Source organism: Mesorhizobium sp. M0772 (assembly GCF_040320135.1).
In the GTDB taxonomy this organism is placed as follows: domain Bacteria; phylum Pseudomonadota; class Alphaproteobacteria; order Rhizobiales; family Rhizobiaceae; genus Mesorhizobium.
This window is the reverse complement of sequence record NZ_JAMYPB010000001.1, coordinates 204,952-224,901: the sequence shown is the minus strand read 5'-3', so window position 1 is coordinate 224,901 and position 19,950 is coordinate 204,952. Positions and strand designations below refer to the sequence as shown.

The following is a 19,950-nucleotide window of genomic DNA, read 5'->3' as shown; positions in this document are numbered from 1 at the left end:
TGTCAGGAGCTTCGACCCGCTTAGCGCCCTTCGCCACTGCACTCTTTCCATTTTGGCGGACTCTGCCCATATTTGGGGCATGGCCAAACTCCCTGACAAAAAGACACCGTCTCCGGCGGGTGACAACGGCGCTTCGCCGCCGAAGCGGCGCAGCCCGCTGACCGATTTCCTCGATGCCTCGGAGCCTCTGCACAGAGGCGGCTTCGCCGAGGCGCCGCAGGCCGACTTCACCGGCACGCCGCTGAGCGGCTCGATTGCCGACTGGGCAGAGCAGATAGAGCAGGAGGCCGAGAAGGAAGGGCGTAGTTCCGGCGGCGCCAAGCCGCCGAAGGTGGCGAAGAAGATTCCGGAACGCTCAACCTCCCCCGGCCGCAGTTCGCGCGGCACCTCGATGGGCGGCGCGGCCACGGCCCGCGAGCGCACCGCCGCCGGCCTCAACCCGGTCGCCGGTCTCGACATCTCGCTGGAAGACGCCGAGACGATGGCCTCGGGCAGCGTCACCGCGACGGTCGCGGCGCTGTCGGCGCTGATCGAATCCGGCAACCCGCTGCACAAGGACGGCGTGCTGTGGACGCCGCACCGCCCTGCCCGCCCGGAAAAATCCGAAGGCGGCATCGCCATCAAGATGGTGTCGGATTTCGAGCCGGCCGGCGACCAGCCGACCGCCATCAAGGATCTTGTCGAGGGCGTCGACAACAATGATCGCACTCAGGTGCTGCTCGGCGTCACCGGCTCCGGCAAAACCTTCACCATGGCCAAGGTAATCGAGCAGACGCAGCGCCCTGCTTTGATCCTGGCGCCCAACAAAACGCTGGCCGCGCAGCTCTATTCCGAGTTCAAGAAATTCTTCCCCGACAATGCGGTCGAGTATTTCGTCTCCTACTACGACTACTACCAGCCGGAAGCCTACGTTCCGCGCACCGACACCTTCATCGAGAAGGAATCCTCGATCAACGAGCAGATCGACCGGATGCGGCATTCGGCGACCCGCTCGCTGCTCGAGCGCGACGACGTCATCATCGTCGCCTCGGTGTCCTGCATTTACGGTATCGGCTCGGTCGAGACCTATACTGCGATGACCTTCCAGATGCAGATCGGCGACCGGCTCGACCAGCGGGCTCTGCTCGCGGATCTGGTCGCCCAGCAGTACAAGCGCCAGGACATCAATTTCGTGCGCGGCTCGTTCCGCGTGCGCGGCGACACGATCGAAATCTTCCCGGCCCACCTTGAGGACCGCGCCTGGCGCATCTCGATGTTCGGCGACGAGATCGAGGCGATCACCGAATTCGATCCGCTCACCGGCCAGAAGACCGGCGAGCTGAAGAGCGTCAAGATCTACGCCAACTCGCACTACGTGACGCCGCGTCCAACGCTCAACCAGGCGATCAAGTCGATCAAGGAGGAGCTCAAGCACCGGCTGGTCGAGCTCGAGCGCGCCGGCCGCCTGCTGGAGGCACAGCGGCTCGAACAGCGCTGCCGCTTCGATCTTGAGATGCTGGAAGCCACCGGCTCCTGCGCCGGCATCGAGAACTATTCGCGCTATCTCACGGGACGCCAGCCGGGCGATCCGCCGCCGACTTTGTTCGAATATATCCCCGACAATGCGCTGGTCTTCATCGACGAAAGCCACGTCACCGTGCCGCAGATCGGCGGCATGTATCGTGGCGACTTTCGGCGCAAGGCGACACTGGCGGAGTATGGTTTTCGCCTGCCCTCCTGCATGGACAATCGCCCGTTGCGCTTCGAGGAATGGGACGCCATGCGTCCGCTCTCCGTCGCGGTTTCTGCGACACCCGGCGCCTGGGAGATGGAACAGGCCGGCGGCGTGTTCGCCGAGCAGGTCATCCGCCCGACCGGCCTGATCGATCCGCCGGTCGAAGTCCGCCCGGCGAAAAGCCAGGTCGACGATGTCGTCGGCGAAATCCGCGACACCACGGCCGCCGGCTACCGCACGCTGGTCACCGTTTTGACCAAGCGCATGGCCGAAGACCTGACCGAATATTTGCATGAGCAAGGCGTGCGCGTTCGCTACATGCACTCCGACATCGATACGCTGGAGCGCATCGAGATTCTGCGCGATCTCCGCCTCGGCGCTTTCGACGTGCTGGTCGGCATCAACCTGCTGCGCGAAGGCCTCGACATTCCTGAATGCGGTTTCGTCGCCATCCTCGACGCCGACAAGGAGGGCTTCCTGCGCTCCGAGACGTCGCTGATCCAGACCATCGGTCGCGCCGCCCGCAACCTCGACGGCAAGGTCATCCTCTATGCCGACCAGGTCACCGGCTCGATGGAGCGGGCGATGGCCGAGACCAACCGCCGCCGCGAAAAGCAGATGGAATGGAACGCGGCCAACGGCATCACCCCGGAATCGGTGAAGTCGCGCATCTCCGACATTCTGGACTCGGTCTACGAGAAGGACCATGTCCGCGCCGATATCTCGCAGTTCACCGACGGCGCCGGTGCGATGATGGGCAACAATCTCAAGGCTCATCTCGACGCCATGGAAAAGCAGATGCGCGACGCCGCCGCCAATCTCGACTTCGAGAAGGCCGCCCGCATCCGTGACGAGATCAAGCGGCTGCGCGAGATGGAACTGTCCATCTCGGAAGACCCGCTGGCCAAATACGCCGACATGGAAAGCCCGGTCTCCGGCCGCGAGAAGGGCAAGCACAACAAGGGCGTGGCCAAGCACCGTACGGCTGAGGAACAGGAGCGTTTCCGCAAGTTCGACGACGCACGCGCGGCTGAAGAGGCGGCCAGGGCTGCCCGGTCCAACCTCTTCCGCAAGCCGGCGCTCGACGAAATGGGTGCCGAGGGCGCCGTGCCGGTGAAGAAACCGCTATTTGCCAAGCCGTCGATCGACGATATGGGGCCTGGTACCGACATGCCGACACCGTCAGGCGCGGTGTCGCGCTCGCTGTTCAAGAAACAGTCGGCGCAGGAAGCGCACGGCTCCGACTTCGGCATTCCGGGCGGCGCCACCAAGCCACTGTTCAAGAAGAATTCGCTCGACGAGATGACCGTGCGGCGCACGGAAAAGCCGGTCGAAGGAAAAGTGCCGGCCAAGCCCCAGCCAATCTCCCCCCGAGTGGGGGAGATGCCCGGCAGGGCAGAGGGGGGCGCGAAGGAACGCGACGCCAAGCCAATCATTCGCCAGCGCGCCGGCATCGGCTCCTACGAAGACCCCGCCGACGCCCGCCGCGAAAAGCGCCGGCCGGGCAAGACGGGACGGCCGGGGAAATAGCACCTCTTTCCTTCTCCACTTGTGGGAGAAGGAAAGAGCGCTCCACCACCGCCGCATCCGTCGCCCACTTGCCTCCACCCCCGCCTTTGGTGTAATCGCTCCACACACTCAAAGTTTTGTCTTGAAAGGAGGGCTGCGTGTCTATCGATCACCATCGTCAGCGTGGCCCGATTTCTGCCCTGCGGGTTCGCTTGCAGGGCTGACCAGGGACATCACGGGTTTTTTCCCGTTTCGATTTTTTGGTCTGCCCTTCGTGGTGCGCAAAGCTGAGCCTGATGGCCGGCAAGCACACCGTCAAAGTGCATCCGGAGTTGTCTCCGGCGAGACCAGAGAAATCGCAATGGCCCTGATCAGCCTCAAATCCCTCGGCGTCACCATGAGTGCGCCGCTGTTTTCCAATCTCGACCTCACCATCGGCGCCGGCGACCGGCTCGGCATCGTCGCCGCCAATGGCCGCGGCAAGTCGACCTTGCTTAAATGCCTGACCGGCGCGCTGGAGCCGACCTCGGGCGACATTTCTCGCACGCGCGGCCTGCGTGTCGGCCATGTCGAGCAGTCGGTTCCGCCTGCCCTTCTTAGCCGCAGCTTCCATCAGGTGGTGGCCGATGCCTTGCCGGCCGAGCAGGCCGACAGCGAGATGTGGCGCGTCGATGTGGTGCTGGATTCGCTCGACGTGCCCGAGCCGATGCGCGAACGGCCGATGCAGGCGCTGAGCGGCGGATGGCAGCGGCTGGCGCTGATTGCCCGCGTCTGGGTCACCGACCCCGATGTGCTTTTGCTCGACGAGCCCACCAACCATCTCGACCTCGCCAAGATCAGCCAGCTGGAAAGCTGGCTGAACGCCCTGCCTCGCGAGGTGCCGGTGGTCATCGCCAGTCACGACCGCGCCTTTCTCGACGCCGTCACCAACCGCACGCTGTTCTTGCGCCCGGAGGACTCGCCGGTGTTTGCACTGCCCTATTTCAGGGCGAGGCAAGCGCTCGACGACCTGGACGCTTCGACGGCGCGCCGGTTCGAGCGCGACATGAAGGTGGCGCAGCAACTGCGCAAGCAGGCCGCCAAGCTCAACAACATCGGCATCAATTCCGGCAGCGACCTTTTGACGGTGAAGACCAAGCAACTCAGGGAACGGGCGGAGAAGCTGGAAGACGACGCGGTATCGGCGCATCGCGAGAAATCAGCCGGCGCGATCCGGCTGGCCAACCGCGGCACCCATGCCAAGATGCTGATTACGCTGGACGACGCCAGGGTGGAAACGCCGGACGGCATGCTGCTGTTCAAGACCGGCAAGCGCCACATCTGCCAGGGCGATCGCATCGTGCTGCTCGGCCGCAACGGCGTCGGCAAGTCGCGTTTCGTCAACCTGATCCGCAATGCCATCTCCGAGCCTGACACGGTGCCGAACGTCAAAGTGACGCCGTCGACGGTGCTCGGTTACAGCGACCAGGCGCTGGCCGGCATCAGTGGCGACGACACGCCGCTGGCCATGGTCTCGCGCCGCTACGATGTCGGCGAGCAGCGCGCCCGTTCGCTGCTTGCCGGCGCCGGCGTTGTCATTGAGATGCAGGAGAAGAAGATCGGCGTGCTGTCCGGCGGCCAGAAGGCGCGGCTGATGATGCTGGCGCTGAGACTCGCCAACCCCAACTTCTACCTGCTCGACGAGCCGACCAACCATCTCGACATCGACGGCCAGGAAGCGCTGGAGGAGGAACTGCTCAAGCACCAGGCGAGCTGTGTGCTCGCCTCGCACGACCGTTCCTTCATCCGCGCCATCGGCAACCGCTTCTGGCTGATCGACAAGCGGAAGCTGACCGAAGTCGAAGACCCCGAGGATTTCTTCCGCTCAGTGGCTGAAACGGCGGGCTGAGGAACTACCACCATGGGCCGCACTGTGTTGCGGCCATGGTCTCACATCTCCCAGAATATTTTCAGCGCTCTGTCGGATCGCCTGAACCTGCTGCGTCCTTGGGATGCCGACACGATGATGCCGGCTTCATCTGAGGAGAACGCATCATGTCCATCCTGTCATCCATAGGCCGCGTCGCCGCCCGTTACGCACAGAACCGCGCCCGCTATCGCAGCGAGCGCGAGCTTCTGGCCCTGCCGATCGAACTGCGCAAGGATATCGGCTGGCCGGAAATCCTCATCGACGCGCAAAACGGCCCGCAGATCTGCAGGGCGCCCTGACCATGCGGTCGGGAAAGATCGATGCAGGCCGCCGCGGGGCGACCGTTGCTCAGTCATGCGTATCGCCAGACAGCGGCGTCGCCTGCATCGATCGGCGCTTTTCGAACGCCTCGAACCAGCGCGTCAGCCGCGCCCGCGCGCGAAAGGACGGCAGCTGGCGGAACGCCATCCACGACAGCGTGGTGGCAAGCGCTATATGGCCGATATGGAGCGATGTCTCGTCGTCCAGCGCGCTTTCGATCCAGTCATAGCTGGCCTCGATTTTTTCCCGGTAGCCTTCGGCAAGCGCCGCATAGCGCAACTGTTCGGGCCGCCTTTCCGTCTCCCAGCGCAGGCCTATGCCCGTCTGCGCCAGGCCTTGGGCGACCGCCTGCAGCCGCAACGCCTGCCAGCGCGCCTCGCCATCTGGCGGCAGCAATTTGCGGCCGTCATGCAGCGTATCGAGATAGGCGCAGATGACATCGGAATCGAAGAGCGGCGGCGCATCCGGCCGCAGCAGCACCGGGACCTTGCCGAGCGGGTTTTCGGCGTAGACACGGGCATTGCGCAAGGTCGGGCTGGTCTCGTGATGAATGACCTCGAGCCGGTCGGCAAGCCCGACCTCATGGGCGAAGACGAGCGCCTTGCGCGCAAAGGGCGAATGGGTCTGGTAATAGAGGATCATTGTCGTCTCAGCGGGTTGAAGAAGCGGTCCCCTTTCTAGCCTGCTGACAGCGAGGATTGCGCTCTGATTGTGCGCCGCCGACGCAAGTTCATTTCACCCAAAAATCGCATCGGCCCAAAAAATCGCATCAGACATGTAGGATTGCCGCCGCCTCGTTCGTCCTGAGGTTCGCAAAGGCCAGACCAAGCGCCCAGACCAAACCCAAAGAGGAACAAGACATGACCGACCAGACCCCCATTCAGCCGGCCGCGAAAGTTCTCGGTGGATTGACCCCCTATCTGCAGCTGGACGGCGCCTTCAAGGCCGCCGAATTCTACAAGAAGGCCTTCGGCGCCGAACAGGTGTTCTTCTATCCGCCCGATGAGCAGGGCCGCACCATGCACATCCATCTCCACATCAACGGCTCGACGCTGATGATTTCCGATTTCTACCCCGAAAACGGCATGCCTGCCGTCAAGCCGCAGGGCTATACCATGCAGCTCCATCTCGGCGCCGACGAGATCGATGGCTGGTGGAAGCGCGCGGTCGATGCCGGCTGCGAAGTCGCAGTGCCGCTGCAGCTGATGTTCTGGGGCGACCAGTGGGGCAACATGCGCGATCCCTTCGGGGTCGAATGGGCGATGAACGCGCCGGCGAAGAAAGACTGACCACCGCTGACAAAGCTCCTCACCGGCTGACGCCGGTAAGGAGCTTTGTGAGATACTCCAAGGAGAACCTGATGTCCTATGTCGATGGTTTCGTGCTCGCCGTGCCGAAGGCAAATATCGATGACTACAAGAAGCTGGCCAACCTCGCAGGCCCGATATGGAAGGAACACGGAGCGCTCGCCTATGTCGAATGTATCGCCGACGACGTGCCCTATGGTGAGTTGACCTCGTTTCCGCGTGCCGTTCAGGCAAAAGACGACGAGATCGTCGTCTTCGCCTGGGCCGTCTATTCATCCAGGCAAAGCCGCGACGCGGTAATGGCCAAGGTTATGGCCGATCCGCGTTTGACGCCCGATTTGGGGCCTATGCCCTTCGATATGAAGCGCATGATCTTCGGAGGCTTCCAGCCCTTCATCGAGCTTTAGCCGCTGCTCAGGCCAGCTTGTCCAGCAGCGGCTTCAATCTGTCGCCATAGCGCTTCCAGAGATCGACCGAGCCCTGATACATCGGCTGGCGCACCTGCGCGGCCGAGGCCGTGCGCACCGGACGGTCGGTCTCGTGGAACGACAGCGCCTTGTCGTCCCAGGACAGGCCGAGATGCGCGATCAGCGCCCGCGTCTGTCCCTCCTGGTCGGCCACGAAATCCTCGTAACGCACGTCATGCACGACGCCCGGCAGAACATCGCGCCAATGCGCCATGATGTCGGTGTAGATGTTGTGGAAATCGGCGAGCTCGCCCAGATCATAGCCGTAGCGATGGTTGTCGCCGCGGAAATGCACCTTGTAGATCGAAAGGCAGGTCGCCGCCGCATCGCGCGCGCAATGGATGATCCTGGCTTTCGGCAGCATCATATGGATGAAGCCGATGAGCAGGAAGTTGCCGGGCATCTTGTCGGTGACATGCCTGAAGTTGGGATAGCGCTCATGCAGCATGTCGAGATAGGCTTGGCCCGCCTCCGCAAACTCCGCGTCGGATACATCGACCAGTCCCCAGGGGAAACCTCCCGGCATGGTCAGCGGAAATTGCTTGCCGACCGCGGTTTTCAACATGCTGAGCTCGCCCGCGCCATAGACTTGTGGATGGCTGGCGATGATCTGTTCGACCAGCGTGGTGCCGGAGCGCGGCATGCCGACGACGAAAATCGGCGTGTCGTCGGAGATTGCACTTGGCTTGTGCTTTTCGAAAAAGCCGGCGTTGAACACCGTCTTCATCGCCTCGAATTCGGCCCGCGTCCTGACCGGATCATAATCGATGCCCTTGCGGCGGATCGCATTGCCTTCAGCGAAATAGTCGAAGGCCCTGTTGTAGTCCTTCAAATCGTCATTGGCCTTGCCGAGACCGAAGGACAGCTGCATGCGTGCCAGGCTGTCGGCCGGCGCCTTGGCATGCTGGGCCTCCATGCCGGCGAGTTCGGCGTCGCGCTCCTTCTGGCGCTTGACCTGCGTCAGCATCAGCCAGGCTTTGGCCATGCCCGGCGTGATCGCCACCGCCTGCCGGAACAGATCGGCCGCTTCACCGAGCTTGCCTTTTTCCATCAGCCCGACGCCGAGCCCGTGCAACAGGTCGGCATCCCGGGGCCGGATCATCAGCGCCTCGCGAAAGGTCGCCAGCGCCTCGTCCAGACGACCGGCTTCCTGCAACGTTTCGGCCAGCCCGATGCGGGCGCGGACATGGAAGGGATTGCGCCCGATTGTGCCGCGATAGATGTCCTCCGCAGCCTCGAACTGGCCGAGCTGTTTTAACGCCGAACCCAGATTATCGCGTGCCGCGAGCTGGTCGGGCTTGAGATCTACCGCGCCGCGGAAGAAATCGGCGGCCGCTGCGATGCGGCCGAGATCGCGCATCACCGTGCCGAGATTGTTGAGGAAATCCGGATTCTTCGGCTGCAGACGCACCGACTGCTCGATCAGCTCCAGCCCTTCGGGGCTGCGCCCGGTCTGGTGCAGCAGCAGGCCCAGGAAATGCGCCGCCGCCGGGTGATTGGCCTTGCGCGCCAGCACCTGCCGGTAGAGCGTCTCAGCCTCCTGCCGGCGCCCGCCCTGATGCAGCTGCAGCGCCTGCTGCACATATTGGTCGAGGCCCAGCGGCGGCTGTCCGCCAGCTCCAGCACCCGCCGCTCTTCTCTGATCTCTGTTGATGGGAAACCTGCCGTGTTTGTCCGCTTGCCGGACCTAAGGCATGGAAGAGATAGATTCAAGGGTGCGGCCGGATATCCTCTTCGGTCCGGACAAGGTGTTGCTGCGGTTGAACCCAAAGCAGCGCAGCCCGGTCAAATCAGCCGGTTGCTCTCGGCGAGCCGGCGCTCCCGCCGTTGCGTGCCGTCGGTGTCGGCAATCTTGCGCCGTGCCGCTTCGTCGCTTCTTATCGTCAGGCGCACTGATATTGCCTTGGGGAAGAGGACGATTGGCTCGATTGTTGCGGTCGGACGATCCGGCGTTTTCATGATCCTCATATATTTTTCCCTTTCGTAAAAAATAATCTTAGGCACTGGAATAATTATTCCGATGCTCTCTAAATAAGAAACTGGCTGATATTGTTCCAGGATAGCAGATTTATTAGGGGTTTATACGAGAAATTTTTTATATCCGTCGAGCCGTGGCGGAAATCAGCTTGAATAGCCAACAATTTCGGATTATTGGTCTGAGATCGTTTTTTGGGCCAAGCTTGGCATATAGCGGCGTCGGAGATACTCGACCCGCCAAACTCATTCCAATCGCCGATGGTTGAGTTCCCGGTTGATGCCGGAAAGCATCGACGAACCAGAGCCAAGCCAATGCCGGATCGCACCACCCGTTCCATCGCCCATTTCGCGGCACCCTTCGTGCTTGGCGGGCTGGAAGGGCAACTGCCAGCCGGCGACTATGACATCGATCACGACGAAGAGCTGATCGAGGGCATGTCGCGGCTTGCCTGGCGTCGCGTCGCTACCTTCATCCATTTGCCGGCAAGGGCGGTGAAGAACCCGGCCACCAGCCAGCTTGTCGCCATCGACTACCTCGAACTCGAAACAGCGCTGAGGCGCGACCAGGAGAACGCAGCATGATCCGCTTCCAGCAGAATGCGCGTCCGCGCACCGACACGCCCTCGCACCTCTTCGCCATCGGCCAGACCGTGCGCATGAAGAGCCGCAGCGGGCTCGCCCAGCAGACGGCCGAGCTGTTTCAGATCAAGAGCAGATTGCCGGTCAAGGATGGCTCGCCGCAATATCGCATCCGCAGCGAGGAGGAGACCTATGAGCGGGTCACCACGGAAGACAACCTCGAAGTGGCGGACGCCCCGGCTGTCCCCGACAGCCCGGCCGTCTGACACCGCACCCACCCCAGCACGTACGAAGGAGCAGACAGATGGCCAAGGGTCAGCAGCGCAGCAATCGCGAAACGCGCAAGCCCAGGAAAGACAAGGTGGTGGCCAAGGCCGCCTCCCCGTTCGGTTCCTCGGTCAAGCAAGCCGAGAGCAGCCTGAAGCCGAAGTCGAAAGGCTGACCAGGCAGGGCGCGCCTGGCGCACCTGCCGGCAATGGACTGACGATCTCGGACTGACGATCTCGCGCAAAACTCTGCAACGGAGGCTTGCTTGACGTTCTTCGTCGAGCCGCTCGCGCGACGTCGACGAAGCCACGCTCGACAAGGTATCGCTGGACGCGCCGAACCTGCGCGCCGCCCTGCAGGGCGCCACCGCGCTGTTCCACAGCCTCGCCATGCCGCAGATCCCCGACCGTCTGCGCATTTGCGACGAGGACGGCGCAGAGCTTTATGCCGGCCCGGCCGACGGGGCGTATTCGGCGTAGGCAACCACTCCGATCCGCGACCTTGCCTTCTCCCTTGGGGGTGAGAAGCGGTCCGCGCAGCAGACGAAAAGCCAATTGTTGGCTTTTCGAGTTTCGAACGCCCTGAGCCTGCGAAGGACCAAGGGTGGTCCGGTCCACCCGCCCGGTCCCCGCTGCTTCGCAGGGTCCCGGCATTCGCCGCCTTTTATCGTGCCAGTGGGACGGTGAATTCGCCTCCCGGCGGACTCACCCGACAGGGGAGAAGGAAAAATCAGCAGGGGCCGTCCTCGACGACGCGGTAGTCGGCGGCACGGGCCTCGCAGGCGTTGGGGAAGGTGCGCAGTTCGCCATGGCGGCGGGCGCAGACCGGGGCGTATTCGCGCGTGCAGAATGTCGGCTCTTCGCCGCCACCACCGCCACCACCGCCGCCGTCGCGGCAAGGGCCGTCGCGAACGATGCGGTAGCCTTCCCGTTCGGCAAGGCAGGCATTGGCGAAGGTCTGGCGGTCACCGCCGCGCCGCGCGCAGACCGGCTCGTATTGCCTGGTGCAGAATTCCGGTTCCGGCCGTGGCGGGCGCGGACGTGGTCCCGGCCCGTCATCGACGACGACGGTGCAGGCCGCAAGAAGACCCGACAGGAAGAGAATAGTAAAACCCTGGCGCGAGAAGATCGTCGCAAGAAATCTCATGAATATGCCTCCCTCGAGCCGGCGCAAAACGCGCCTGTCGATCCTCGCCATTCCCTTGCCAAATGCAACCCCCGTTTGCGGCGCGGGAGCCATGCGATGCCCGGCCCGCGCATTGGTTTGGCCCTGGACCAGACCGCTGGACCATGCGTGGCCGGGCTCTGGCTGGTGAACTCTCAAGAGGCCGGGTTTATCGAAGCGCCTGCGTCGGGACGCGTCGATGGACGCGGCCCGCGGCGCTATCTTGCAACGATCACGTTTCCGTGCGATAAATTTTGTGTTCGGGCATTTGCGACCCGGAGAGCGGAACGTTTTGGACGACCTTTCCCCGATACTGTGAATCTCTGACGGCCCCGTTTTCGGCGGGGGGTTTTACCATGCGCAAATGCAGGACTGCCGAAGCAACCACCGGGACTTGCCCACGATGCCAGGCGGCGGGCAAACCACAAGACTGACACGGGTGAAGGAGTTTCCCCAATGGCCCAGACCGGCACCGTTAAATTCTTCAACGCGACCAAAGGCTTCGGCTTCATCACGCCCGACGGCGGCGCCAAGGATGTGTTCGTCCACATTTCCGCGATCGAGGCCTCGGGCCTGCGTACCCTCGTCGACGGCCAGAAGGTCACCTTCGACGTTGAACCCGACCGCATGGGCAAGGGTCCGAAGGCGGTCAACCTCCGCGCGGCCTGAACCGGCGGTGCCCGCGCGCCCGTCAGGGCGCTCGAAAAAGCACCTCAAGCGTGTTTGAACCGGCTTTGTCAGCCGTCCAGAGTTTCGAAGGCGCGACGTTTCTGGTCGCGCCTTTTTCATGTCCGCCGTCGCCGCAGGCAAAGGACGCTCTACCGGTCCATGGCGTGGCTGATCGCCGGAGCAATCGTCTGGCGCGAATTGCCTTCGGTGCAACAATCTATTTGACCAGCCTTCAGCGTTGCCGCCGTCGCCAAAACTTTCTCTTGCCGATAGCGCTAAAATAAAGGACAAATTTCCCTTCGGGCATTTGCCGGCCCGAAACTGGACTTTATGGGATCAAAGGGAGCTTCCCATGCCGCAGACCGGCACCGTCAAATTCTTCAATCATGCCAAAGGCTTCGGCTTCATTACGCCCGACGACGGGCAGAAGGATGTCTTCGTCCATATTTCGGCCGTGCAGGCCTCGGGTCTTTCCGGTCTGGAGGATGGACAGAAAGTGACATTCGACACCGAGCCGGACAAGCGCGGCAAGGGTCCGAAGGCCGTCAACCTGTCGGTCGGCTAAGCCGGCTCAAGACAGTCCGGACGGAGATTGACGAGGCGGAGCGCCTTGCGTACGCGCTTGGTTTTGCCGCAAGAACTGGATCGTGCCAGCCAATTCCGTTCAGCCCCCGTTCAGCCACGGTCTTCTATTAATCGTCCCCCAGGCTGGACCGCATCCCCGAAAACTATCCGGGCCGGCACGAAGGAGACCAAAATGAATCGCATTTTCAAGACCGCCATCCTGGGCGCCGCTCTCGCCGCGACCACCCTCGCCACCTTGCCTGCCGCCAATGCCAAGGACTGGAACCGCTGGCATCATGGCCATGGTCGTCATCATAATGGCGACGCGCTTGCGGCCGGTGTCGTCGGCCTTGCGGCCGGCGCTCTGATCGCCGGTGCGCTGAGCAACCCGCAGCCGCGCTACAGCAGCTATGACGACGACTATGACTATCGCGAAGTGCGGCCGGCGCCGGTGCGCCGTTACTATGCCGAACCGCGGGTCGTCTATGCCGACCGCTATGCCGAGCCGTGGACCCGCGATTGGTACGAATACTGCTCGGACCGCTACCGGAGCTTCAATGCCCGCAGCGGCACGTTCACCGGCAATGACGGTGAGCAGCATTTCTGCGTCGCGAATTGAGGCTTCCCTGCCCCAAAAAAAAGCGCTGACCGCAAGGCCAGCGCTTTTTTTGTTGGCAGAAAGACATCGCTAAGTCAGGAAGGGATTGGTCCGCCTTTCCTCGCCAAAGCGGCCACCCGGGCCGTGGCCGCAGATGAAGCCGATCTCGTCGCCGAGCGGCAAAAGCTTGTCCTTGATCGAGGCGATCAGCGCCGCATGGTCGCCGCCCGGCAGGTCGGTGCGCCCGACCGAGCCGCGAAACAGCACGTCGCCGACATGAGCGAACTTCGCCGCGCGATTGTAGTATACGACATGGCCGGGCGCATGGCCGGGGCAGTGCAGCACCTCGAACATATGTGAGCCGAACGAAACCGTCTCGCCCTCTGCGAGAAACCGGTCGGGCACGCAGTTGCGCGCCCCGGCAATGCCGTAGCGCTGGCCCTGGTTCTCGAGATTGTCGAGCAATAGCTTGTCGGCTTCGTGCGGGCCGATGATCTCGATGCCGAGTGCTTCCTTCAGCTCCATGGCGCCGCCGGCGTGATCGATGTGGCCATGGGTGATCCAGATCGCAGCGGCGGTGATCGCATTGTCCTTCAGCACCGCCAGCACCTTGTCGATGTCGCCGCCCGGATCGACGACGACGCCATGCTTGTCATCCATGTCGAACAGGATGGTGCAGTTCTGCTGGAAAGGCGTGACCGGCACGATGCCGGCATTGAGCTGACCCATGATTGTCCTTTCGCTGTTCCAGCGTGATGTAGAGGCGCGGGCGAAGGCCGTCCACTGCTGAAAGGCAAACAGTCCGTCCCAAAACAGAAATGGGCGGCCCAACGGCCGCCCATTTGACGAAGCCTGAGTCTCGGGCAATTCCAGGAAAAGTGTAAAGCGGTTTTGCGTCCGGAATTGCGTAAAACAACAAACTAGATCATTCGCCGTGAAACGGTGAATGATCTAGAGGCTTACTTCTTCATCGCGCCCATGACCGCACCGATGATGCCGGTCAGGATGGCGCCGCCGCCGGCGCCGCCGAGCAGGTTTTTGAGGTTCAGCGTATCACCCAATCCGCCCGCTGCCGTGGCAGCCGCTGCCGGGTCGGCCGTACCGCCGAGCAGGCTGCCGAGGATCGCCGCGCCGCCGACGCCGCCAACGGCGCCGCCGAGGATTTTGGTCAGCTGGCCCATCGCCGCATTCTTCAGCGCAACGCCGACCGCCTGACCACCGACAACACCTGCAATTACCTGCACAACGAGCGCAATGAGCGTATTCGTATCCATGTACCTAGTCCCTCCATAGCTGCCAGCCTCCCGGGCCGACACCATCATGAGACGCTGAATTATACGAAAGTCAAATGCACAGATGCTGAAATAAAGGGGCCGGCCTCAAAACCGCCCCTGCTTGCGAAAAAAGCTGTGACTTTCGTTATTCTGCGGCTATCGCATGCTTAGGTTGCACCGCAGCAGAATAGTCGTTCATCAAAGTCTTGGCGATCTCGCCGACCTCGAATCGGTACGGACCGATCTCGGAGACCGGCGTCACTTCCGCTGCCGTTCCGGTGAGGAAGCACTGTTCGAAGCCTGCGAGTTCCTCAGGCATGATGGCGCGCTCGACGACTTCAAGGCCGCGGTCCTTGGCGAGGCCGATGACGGTGCGGCGGGTGATGCCGTCGAGGAAGCAATCGGGCTTCGGCGTGTGGATCTTGCCATCCTTGACGAAGAAGATGTTGGCGCCCGTTGCTTCGGCGACCTGGCCGCGCCAGTCGAGCATCATGGCATCGGCATAGCCCTTGGCCTCGGCGGCATGCTTGGACATGGTGCAGATCATGTAGAGGCCCGCGGCTTTCGACTTCGACGGCGCGGTGCTCGGATCGGGCCGGCGCCATTCCGCCAGATCGAGACGGATGCCCTTGAGCTTCTGCGCCGGGTCGAAATAGCTCGGCCATTGCCAGATGGCGATGGCGCAGTTGATGCGGCTGTTCTGCGCCGACACCCCCATCTGTTCGCTGCCGCGCCAGGCGATCGGCCTGACATAGGCGTCCTGGAAACCCTGCTTCTCCAGAAGCGTGGTCGAGGCGTCATTGAGCTCGGCCACGGAATAGGGAATATTGAAGCCGAGCAGGCGCGCCGATTCATGCAGACGCTCGGTGTGCTCGTTGAGCTTGAAGATGGCGCCGCCATAGGCGCGCTCGCCCTCGAAGACGGCGCTGGCATAGTGCAGGCCGTGGGTCAGCACGTGGATCTTGGCGTCGGCCCATTTGACGAACTCGCCGTTGATCCAGATGAAGCCGCCCAGTTGGTCGAAGGGAACGGATGCCATGGAAACCTCCCGCGGGCGGCGACCCGCATATCATTGGTGTTGTTTTTGTTGCGCGACAGCCGCGTCGGGCGGCCCTTGAAGCGTAAGCGGAGAATCGAACTCTGGCAAACTCAGGAAGTTCCGGAAAAACCGCACTCCCTTGCCTTTTCGTTCGCATTCAGCCGAAAAGCTTGTCAAAAATTACCATTGCGGGGAAATTACGTCAATAGTACTGACATAATTTCCCTCTATGGACGGAGAAATGATGACGGATCGAAGCCCAGCTGCCGGAAAACCGATCAAGACGCCGATCACCGACGAGGACGGCATCGACTTCGCCATCATCGAACTGTTCTTCTTTGCGTATCGCGATTTCACTTCCGATCCGGACCAGATCCTGGCCGATTACGGCTTTGGCCGCGCCCATCACCGTGTGCTGCATTTCGTCAACCGCCGGCCGGGACTGACGGTCGCCGAACTGCTCGACGTGCTCAAGATCACCAAGCAGAGCCTGGCGCGGGTGCTCAAGCAGTTGATCGACACCGACCATATCGTGCAATTGCAGGGTCCGCGCGACCGCCGCCAGCGGGAGCTCTATCCGACAGCCAAGGGGCGCGCCCTGGCGCTGGCCCTGGCGCGGCCACAGTCACGCCGCATCCGTGCTGCATTGGAAGATTCCGGAGCCAGCGAGCGTCCCTTGATCGAACGATTCCTGGAAGCCATGGTCAATCCGGAACTAAGGGCGCAGATCGACATTGTGCCTGCAAACATGTCAGGGAAAAGCCATGGAGACCATTGAGAGGGTGGACCAGCCGACGGCGCCGGACGATGACGCGCCGCATCTGCTTGTGGTCGACGACGACACCCGCATCCGTAATTTGCTCAAGCAGTATCTGACCGAAAATGGTTTTCGCGTCACTGTCGCCGGAAATGCCGGCGAGGCCAGGCGCAAGCTCGCCGGACTCGACTTCGACCTCCTTGTCCTCGACGTCATGATGCCCGGAGAGACCGGCGTCGACCTCACCAAGGCGCTGCGGGCGGAGAAGAACGTGCCGATCCTGATGCTCACCGCGCTATCGGAAACCGACAGCCGCATCACCGGGCTCGAGGCCGGCGCCGACGACTATCTGCCCAAGCCCTTCGACCCGCGCGAACTGATCCTGCGCATCAATAACATTCTGCGCCGCGGCGGCCCGGCGACGACGCCCAAGGTCGAGCAGCTGGTCTTCGGCCCCTACACCTTCCAGATCGCCAGGCGCGAGCTGAAGCGGGGCGGCGAGGCGCTGAAGCTGACCGACCGCGAGCAGGAGATCTTGGCGATCTTTGCCGCGCGGGCCGGCGAAACGATCCCGCGTCACGAGCTTGTCGGCGACGATTCGGAAGTCGGCGAGCGCACCATCGACGTCCAGATCAACCGCCTGCGCCGCAAGATCGAGCGCGATCCGTCCAATCCGGTCTGGCTGCAGACGGTGCGCGGTATTGGGTATCGGCTCAGCGTGGAATAGAATGCCGCTGACGGCCGCCCTTGGCCATAGATGTGTGGCCATCGACCAGCGGCCATTGACCCAGCGGAAGGATAAATGGCGACCACGCAACTGGAACGGCCGGAACAAGGCGGCTTTGGCGCGCGCGTATCACGCGCGCTGAAAGCAATGCCGCGTGCCTGGAAGCGGTTCTGGCGGCTGGTTGCGTTCTATATGCCCAAGCGGCTTTATGCCCGCTCGCTGATCATCGTCATCGCGCCGATGATCCTTCTGCAGTCGGTCGTCGCCTTCGACTTCATGGAACGCCACTGGGCAACCGTGACGCAGCGCCTGTCGCAGGCCACCGTGCGCGACATCGCCGCGATCATCGACATGATCGAGACCTATCCGCACGATGGCGACTACGCCAACATCATCCGCATCGCCCAAGACCGCATGCAGTTGAAGGTCGACCTCTTGCCGCCCGACCCGTTGCCCGCGCCTGGACCCAAGCCCTTCTTCTCGATCCTTGACGACGTCCTTTCCACCGAGATCACCCGCCAGATCAACCGCCCGTTCTGGATCGACACGGTCGGCAATTCCAACATCGTCGAGGTTCGCATCCAGCTCGAGGGCAAGGTGCTGCGCGTCTTCGTGCGCCGCAGCCAGGCCTATGCCTCCAACACCCACATCTTCCTGATCTGGATGGTCGGGACGTCGCTGGTGCTGCTGACGATCGCCATCCCCTTCCTTCGCAACCAGATCCGGCCGATCCTGTCTCTGGCCGAGGCCGCCGAAAGCTTCGGCAAGGGTCGGCCGATGCCGCGCGATTTCCGCCCACGCGGCGCCGAGGAGGTTCGCCGGGCCGGCTTTGCCTTCATCCAGATGCGCGAGCGCATCGAACGCCAGCTGGAACAGCGCACCGCCATGCTGACCGGCGTCAGCCACGATCTCAGAACCATCCTCACACGCTTCAAGCTGCAGCTGGCGCTGGCCGGCGGCAAGCCCGAGACCAAGGCCGCGCTCAACCAGGACATCGACGACATGCAGTCGATGCTGGAAGGCTATATCGCCTTTGCCCGCGGCGAAGCGTCGGAAGATGCCGGCCATTTCGATCTCGAGGCCTATTTCCAAAAGCTCGGCGAGGAGGCGTCGCTGCACAAGCGCAAGCTATCGACCGTGCTTGCCGGTGATCCGGACGTGCATGTGCGCCCGCACGCTTTCGCCCGGCTGTTGTCCAATGTCGCCGGCAATGCCTTGCGCTATGCCAAGACGGTGGAGATCAGCGCCGATCACGGCCGCGGCTCACTCGTCGTCACCATCGACGACGACGGTCCGGGCATCCCGCCGGAAAAGCGCGAGGACGTGTTCAAACCGTTCGTGCGGCTCGACGAGGCGCGCAACCTCGACGCCAGCGGCACCGGCCTTGGTCTCTCTATCGCCCGCGATATTGCCCGCAGCCATGGCGGCGACATCATGCTGGAAGACAGCCCGCTCGGCGGCCTGCGGGCGGTGATCAAGGTGCCCGCCTGACCAAAGCATGATCTGGAAGGCGGGCTCGGCCAAAAACCACCTTCATCCGCCCGTCATGAAACCATGGTCAAGAGCGCGCATGAAGCGCGCGACCTCAGTTGATTCGGCTCAGCCGCCTTACTTCGACCTCGTGCCTGCCCGGGTGCGGTGGAGCGAAGCGAGGGCAGCCGGGCCGTACCGCTATCGCATCAAGGCAACCGTCGACCCGAGCAAAGGACCGCCATGCGCATCCTGATGGTCACCGACGCCTGGCGGCCGCAAGTCAACGGCGTCGTCCACACGCTGGAGCGGCTCACCGAAACGCTGAAAACCTTCGACGTTGCGGTCGACTTCCTGACCCCGAACATCTTTCGCACCTTGCCGTTGCCGACCTACCCCGACATCAGGCTGGCGCTGACCACGCCCGGTCATGTCGCGCGGCTGATCGAGGCTCGCAAGACCGACCATATCCATATCGTCACCGAAGGCCCGCTCGGCATCATGGCGCGGCGCTATTGCCGCAATGCTGGCCGTCCCTTTACCACCAGCTATCACACCCGCTTTCCCGAATATCTCAGCGCCCGCCTGCCGGTGCCGGAGAGCTGGGCCTATCGCTGGCTGCGTGATTTCCACAATTCCGGACAAGGCACGCTGGTCGCCACCCAGTCGCTGGCGGAGGACCTTGCCTCGCGAGGCTTCACCAAGCTCAGGCCGTGGACGCGGGGCGTCGACACCGATCACTTCCGCCCGGACAAGAAGAAGGACCTCGGCTTTCCCGGCCCGGTATTCCTGTGCGTCGGCCGCGTCGCCATCGAGAAGAACCTGAGCGCCTTCCTCGATCTCGACCTGCCCGGCAGCAAGGTGATCGTCGGCGAAGGACCGGAACTGGCTAGGCTCAGGGCGAAGTACCCGCAGGCGCACTTCCTCGGCCATCGCCCGAACGATGAGCTGGCCGAGATCTACGCCTCGGCTGATGTTTTCGTTTTCCCCAGCCGCACCGACACGTTCGGCAACGTCATCATCGAGGCGCTGGCCAGCGGCACGCCGGTGGCCGCCTATCCGGTCACCGGACCGATCGACATTGTCGGCGACGGCATCGGCGGCGCGGTGTCGACCGATCTGCGCGAGGCCTCGCTCGCCGCGCTCAATGTCGACCGCGCCGAGGCGCGCGAACGCGCCATGCGCTACAGTTGGAAAGCCTGCGCCGAAATGTTCATGGACACGGTCGAAGAGGCGCTGAGCACAAGGCGCAAGCTGGCCGCCTGACGCAATCTTCCTAAAACAACCTGCCGCCGTCCGGCACCTTGCGCTCGATGGCGCCAAGGACCACGGCGCCTTCCTCATCAGGGAAGCCGAGCGTGAGCACTTCCGACATGAACGGACCGATCTGGCGCGGCGGGAAATTCACCACCGCAAACACCTGCCGTCCCACCAGCGTTTCCGGCGCATAGTATTTCGTGATCTGTGCCGAGGATTTCTTCACGCCGATCTCAGGGCCGAAATCGATCTTCAGCTTGAACGCGGGTTTGCGCGCCTCGGGGAAAGGCTCGGCCTCGACGATCGTGCCGGCACGGATGTCGACACGATCAAAATCGGCAAAGCTGATCTCGGGCTTGCGCGCGCTGCTCGAACTCATGG

General features: G+C 62.9%; 23 protein-coding genes. 15 read left to right on the top strand and 8 right to left on the bottom strand.

All coding sequences use genetic code 11. The features are described from left to right. The first annotated feature begins 79 nt into the window (after positions 1–79). The 3 genes from uvrB to NKI06_RS01090 all read left to right on the top strand — a co-directional run bounded on the left by uvrB (position 80) and on the right by NKI06_RS01090 (position 5,431). Entirely contained in the window at positions 80–3,244 is a 3,165-nt protein-coding gene (gene uvrB, locus NKI06_RS01100; protein ID WP_352983565.1) for an excinuclease ABC subunit UvrB, read from the top strand. Positions 3,245–3,584: 340 nt separating this feature from the next. Beyond that, complete coding sequence (locus NKI06_RS01095; protein WP_352983563.1) at positions 3,585–5,111, top strand: ABC-F family ATP-binding cassette domain-containing protein; 1,527 nt, start codon at positions 3,585–3,587, stop codon at positions 5,109–5,111. Between the two features lie 146 nt (positions 5,112–5,257). Next, positions 5,258–5,431, top strand: coding sequence for a hypothetical protein (locus NKI06_RS01090; protein ID WP_352983561.1), 174 nt, complete (start codon positions 5,258–5,260; stop codon positions 5,429–5,431). 49 nt (positions 5,432–5,480) lie between these two features. Here NKI06_RS01090 and NKI06_RS01085 read toward each other — a convergent pair whose 3' ends face one another. Beyond that, positions 5,481–6,095, bottom strand: a complete 615-nt coding sequence (locus tag NKI06_RS01085) for a glutathione S-transferase family protein (protein ID WP_352983560.1) — start codon at positions 6,093–6,095, stop codon at positions 5,481–5,483. A gap of 218 nt (positions 6,096–6,313) precedes the next feature. Between NKI06_RS01085 and NKI06_RS01080 the strand changes: the two genes are divergently transcribed. Both NKI06_RS01080 and NKI06_RS01075 read left to right on the top strand, forming a co-directional pair. Continuing rightward, positions 6,314–6,742 (top strand): VOC family protein, encoded by a 429-nt coding sequence (locus NKI06_RS01080; protein WP_023705894.1) that lies wholly within the window; start codon positions 6,314–6,316, stop codon positions 6,740–6,742. Positions 6,743–6,813: 71 nt separating this feature from the next. Continuing rightward, the gene (locus NKI06_RS01075; protein WP_023683729.1) at positions 6,814–7,167 is read left to right on the top strand and encodes a DUF1428 domain-containing protein; all 354 of its coding nucleotides are present in this window, start codon (positions 6,814–6,816) and stop codon (positions 7,165–7,167) included. Positions 7,168–7,174: 7 nt separating this feature from the next. On the opposite strand, the gene NKI06_RS01070 is transcribed toward NKI06_RS01075, so the two are convergent. Both NKI06_RS01070 and NKI06_RS01065 read right to left on the bottom strand, forming a co-directional pair. After that, positions 7,175–8,809, bottom strand: coding sequence for a tetratricopeptide repeat-containing sulfotransferase family protein (locus NKI06_RS01070; RefSeq protein WP_352983559.1), 1,635 nt, complete (start codon positions 8,807–8,809; stop codon positions 7,175–7,177). A 203-nt stretch (positions 8,810–9,012) separates the two neighbouring features. Continuing rightward, positions 9,013–9,195: a hypothetical protein gene (locus tag NKI06_RS01065; RefSeq protein WP_352803953.1), complete on the bottom strand. Its 183-nt coding sequence runs from the start codon at positions 9,193–9,195 to the stop codon at positions 9,013–9,015. 321 nt (positions 9,196–9,516) lie between these two features. Here NKI06_RS01065 and NKI06_RS01060 point away from each other — a divergent pair, with 321 nt between their 5' ends. The 3 genes from NKI06_RS01060 to NKI06_RS01050 are packed head-to-tail and all read left to right on the top strand — an operon-like array spanning position 9,517 to position 10,225. After that, positions 9,517–9,786, top strand: coding sequence for a hypothetical protein (locus NKI06_RS01060; RefSeq protein WP_023672014.1), 270 nt, complete (start codon positions 9,517–9,519; stop codon positions 9,784–9,786). Beyond that, complete coding sequence (locus tag NKI06_RS01055) at positions 9,783–10,049, top strand: hypothetical protein (RefSeq protein ID WP_023814998.1); 267 nt, start codon at positions 9,783–9,785, stop codon at positions 10,047–10,049. The genes NKI06_RS01060 and NKI06_RS01055 overlap by 4 nt, the downstream gene beginning before the upstream one ends. Positions 10,050–10,087: 38 nt before the next feature. Continuing rightward, on the top strand, positions 10,088–10,225 hold the full coding sequence (locus tag NKI06_RS01050; protein ID WP_023695786.1) for a hypothetical protein: 138 nt from the start codon (positions 10,088–10,090) through the stop codon (positions 10,223–10,225). 554 nt (positions 10,226–10,779) lie between these two features. Here NKI06_RS01050 and NKI06_RS01045 read toward each other — a convergent pair. Then, on the bottom strand, positions 10,780–11,196 hold the full coding sequence (locus NKI06_RS01045; RefSeq protein ID WP_023711155.1) for a Kazal-type serine protease inhibitor domain-containing protein: 417 nt from the start codon (positions 11,194–11,196) through the stop codon (positions 10,780–10,782). 474 nt (positions 11,197–11,670) lie between these two features. Between NKI06_RS01045 and NKI06_RS01040 the strand changes: the two genes are divergently transcribed. The 3 genes from NKI06_RS01040 to NKI06_RS01030 all read left to right on the top strand — a co-directional run bounded on the left by NKI06_RS01040 (position 11,671) and on the right by NKI06_RS01030 (position 13,066). After that, positions 11,671–11,883: a cold-shock protein gene (locus NKI06_RS01040; protein WP_006202520.1), complete on the top strand. Its 213-nt coding sequence runs from the start codon at positions 11,671–11,673 to the stop codon at positions 11,881–11,883. Positions 11,884–12,235: 352 nt separating this feature from the next. Then, positions 12,236–12,448, top strand: coding sequence for a cold-shock protein (locus NKI06_RS01035; protein ID WP_023672019.1), 213 nt, complete (start codon positions 12,236–12,238; stop codon positions 12,446–12,448). Positions 12,449–12,640: 192 nt separating this feature from the next. Continuing rightward, on the top strand, positions 12,641–13,066 hold the full coding sequence (locus NKI06_RS01030) for a BA14K family protein (RefSeq protein ID WP_023672020.1): 426 nt from the start codon (positions 12,641–12,643) through the stop codon (positions 13,064–13,066). 69 nt (positions 13,067–13,135) lie between these two features. Here NKI06_RS01030 and NKI06_RS01025 read toward each other — a convergent pair whose 3' ends face one another. The 3 genes from NKI06_RS01025 to NKI06_RS01015 all read right to left on the bottom strand — a co-directional run bounded on the left by NKI06_RS01025 (position 13,136) and on the right by NKI06_RS01015 (position 15,358). Continuing rightward, entirely contained in the window at positions 13,136–13,774 is a 639-nt protein-coding gene (locus NKI06_RS01025; RefSeq protein WP_023683724.1) for an MBL fold metallo-hydrolase, read from the bottom strand. A gap of 230 nt (positions 13,775–14,004) precedes the next feature. Next, positions 14,005–14,319 carry a hypothetical protein gene (locus tag NKI06_RS01020; protein WP_023672022.1) on the bottom strand — a complete coding sequence of 105 codons (315 nt, stop codon included), beginning with the start codon at positions 14,317–14,319 and terminating at the stop codon, positions 14,005–14,007. Positions 14,320–14,464: 145 nt separating this feature from the next. Beyond that, positions 14,465–15,358 (bottom strand): branched-chain amino acid aminotransferase, encoded by an 894-nt coding sequence (locus NKI06_RS01015; protein ID WP_352983557.1) that lies wholly within the window; start codon positions 15,356–15,358, stop codon positions 14,465–14,467. Positions 15,359–15,602: 244 nt separating this feature from the next. Here NKI06_RS01015 and NKI06_RS01010 point away from each other — a divergent pair, with 244 nt between their 5' ends. The 4 genes from NKI06_RS01010 to NKI06_RS00995 all read left to right on the top strand — a co-directional run bounded on the left by NKI06_RS01010 (position 15,603) and on the right by NKI06_RS00995 (position 19,578). Further along, positions 15,603–16,136: a MarR family winged helix-turn-helix transcriptional regulator gene (locus NKI06_RS01010; RefSeq protein ID WP_023683723.1), complete on the top strand. Its 534-nt coding sequence runs from the start codon at positions 15,603–15,605 to the stop codon at positions 16,134–16,136. After that, complete coding sequence (locus tag NKI06_RS01005) at positions 16,123–16,842, top strand: response regulator (protein WP_023672025.1); 720 nt, start codon at positions 16,123–16,125, stop codon at positions 16,840–16,842. The genes NKI06_RS01010 and NKI06_RS01005 overlap by 14 nt, the downstream gene beginning before the upstream one ends. Before the next feature lie 75 nt (positions 16,843–16,917). Then, a complete protein-coding gene (locus NKI06_RS01000; protein WP_023672026.1) occupies positions 16,918–18,333 on the top strand; it encodes an ATP-binding protein in 1,416 nt (471 codons plus the stop codon). A 222-nt stretch (positions 18,334–18,555) separates the two neighbouring features. Further along, a complete protein-coding gene (locus tag NKI06_RS00995) occupies positions 18,556–19,578 on the top strand; it encodes a glycosyltransferase family 4 protein (protein WP_352983556.1) in 1,023 nt (340 codons plus the stop codon). Positions 19,579–19,588: 10 nt separating this feature from the next. On the opposite strand, the gene NKI06_RS00990 is transcribed toward NKI06_RS00995, so the two are convergent. Further along, positions 19,589–19,948 carry a tRNA-binding protein gene (locus NKI06_RS00990; protein WP_023672028.1) on the bottom strand — a complete coding sequence of 120 codons (360 nt, stop codon included), beginning with the start codon at positions 19,946–19,948 and terminating at the stop codon, positions 19,589–19,591. Positions 19,949–19,950 lie beyond the last annotated feature (2 nt).

Bases quoted from the DNA above. Each gene is read 5' to 3' on its own strand.
- NKI06_RS01005 (WP_023672025.1), top strand. From the start codon at position 16,123: ATGGAGACCATTGAGAGGGTGGACCAGCCGACGGCGCCGGACGATGAC.
- NKI06_RS01015 (WP_352983557.1), bottom strand. From the start codon at position 15,358: ATGGCATCCGTTCCCTTCGACCAACTGGGCGGCTTCATCTGGATCAAC.
- NKI06_RS00990 (WP_023672028.1), bottom strand. From the start codon at position 19,948: ATGAGTTCGAGCAGCGCGCGCAAGCCCGAGATCAGCTTTGCCGATTTT.
- NKI06_RS01035 (WP_023672019.1), top strand. From the start codon at position 12,236: ATGCCGCAGACCGGCACCGTCAAATTCTTCAATCATGCCAAAGGCTTC.
- NKI06_RS01080 (WP_023705894.1), top strand. From the start codon at position 6,314: ATGACCGACCAGACCCCCATTCAGCCGGCCGCGAAAGTTCTCGGTGGA.
- NKI06_RS01030 (WP_023672020.1), top strand. From the start codon at position 12,641: ATGAATCGCATTTTCAAGACCGCCATCCTGGGCGCCGCTCTCGCCGCG.
- NKI06_RS01075 (WP_023683729.1), top strand. From the start codon at position 6,814: ATGTCCTATGTCGATGGTTTCGTGCTCGCCGTGCCGAAGGCAAATATC.
- NKI06_RS01010 (WP_023683723.1), top strand. From the start codon at position 15,603: ATGACGGATCGAAGCCCAGCTGCCGGAAAACCGATCAAGACGCCGATC.
- NKI06_RS01050 (WP_023695786.1), top strand. From the start codon at position 10,088: ATGGCCAAGGGTCAGCAGCGCAGCAATCGCGAAACGCGCAAGCCCAGG.
- NKI06_RS01090 (WP_352983561.1), top strand. From the start codon at position 5,258: ATGTCCATCCTGTCATCCATAGGCCGCGTCGCCGCCCGTTACGCACAG.
- NKI06_RS01095 (WP_352983563.1), top strand. From the start codon at position 3,585: ATGGCCCTGATCAGCCTCAAATCCCTCGGCGTCACCATGAGTGCGCCG.
- NKI06_RS01000 (WP_023672026.1), top strand. From the start codon at position 16,918: ATGGCGACCACGCAACTGGAACGGCCGGAACAAGGCGGCTTTGGCGCG.
- NKI06_RS01065 (WP_352803953.1), bottom strand. From the start codon at position 9,195: ATGAGGATCATGAAAACGCCGGATCGTCCGACCGCAACAATCGAGCCA.
- uvrB (WP_352983565.1), top strand. From the start codon at position 80: ATGGCCAAACTCCCTGACAAAAAGACACCGTCTCCGGCGGGTGACAAC.
- NKI06_RS01060 (WP_023672014.1), top strand. From the start codon at position 9,517: ATGCCGGATCGCACCACCCGTTCCATCGCCCATTTCGCGGCACCCTTC.
- NKI06_RS01020 (WP_023672022.1), bottom strand. From the start codon at position 14,319: ATGGATACGAATACGCTCATTGCGCTCGTTGTGCAGGTAATTGCAGGT.
- NKI06_RS01085 (WP_352983560.1), bottom strand. From the start codon at position 6,095: ATGATCCTCTATTACCAGACCCATTCGCCCTTTGCGCGCAAGGCGCTC.
- NKI06_RS00995 (WP_352983556.1), top strand. From the start codon at position 18,556: ATGCGCATCCTGATGGTCACCGACGCCTGGCGGCCGCAAGTCAACGGC.
- NKI06_RS01025 (WP_023683724.1), bottom strand. From the start codon at position 13,774: ATGGGTCAGCTCAATGCCGGCATCGTGCCGGTCACGCCTTTCCAGCAG.
- NKI06_RS01055 (WP_023814998.1), top strand. From the start codon at position 9,783: ATGATCCGCTTCCAGCAGAATGCGCGTCCGCGCACCGACACGCCCTCG.
- NKI06_RS01045 (WP_023711155.1), bottom strand. From the start codon at position 11,196: ATGAGATTTCTTGCGACGATCTTCTCGCGCCAGGGTTTTACTATTCTC.
- NKI06_RS01040 (WP_006202520.1), top strand. From the start codon at position 11,671: ATGGCCCAGACCGGCACCGTTAAATTCTTCAACGCGACCAAAGGCTTC.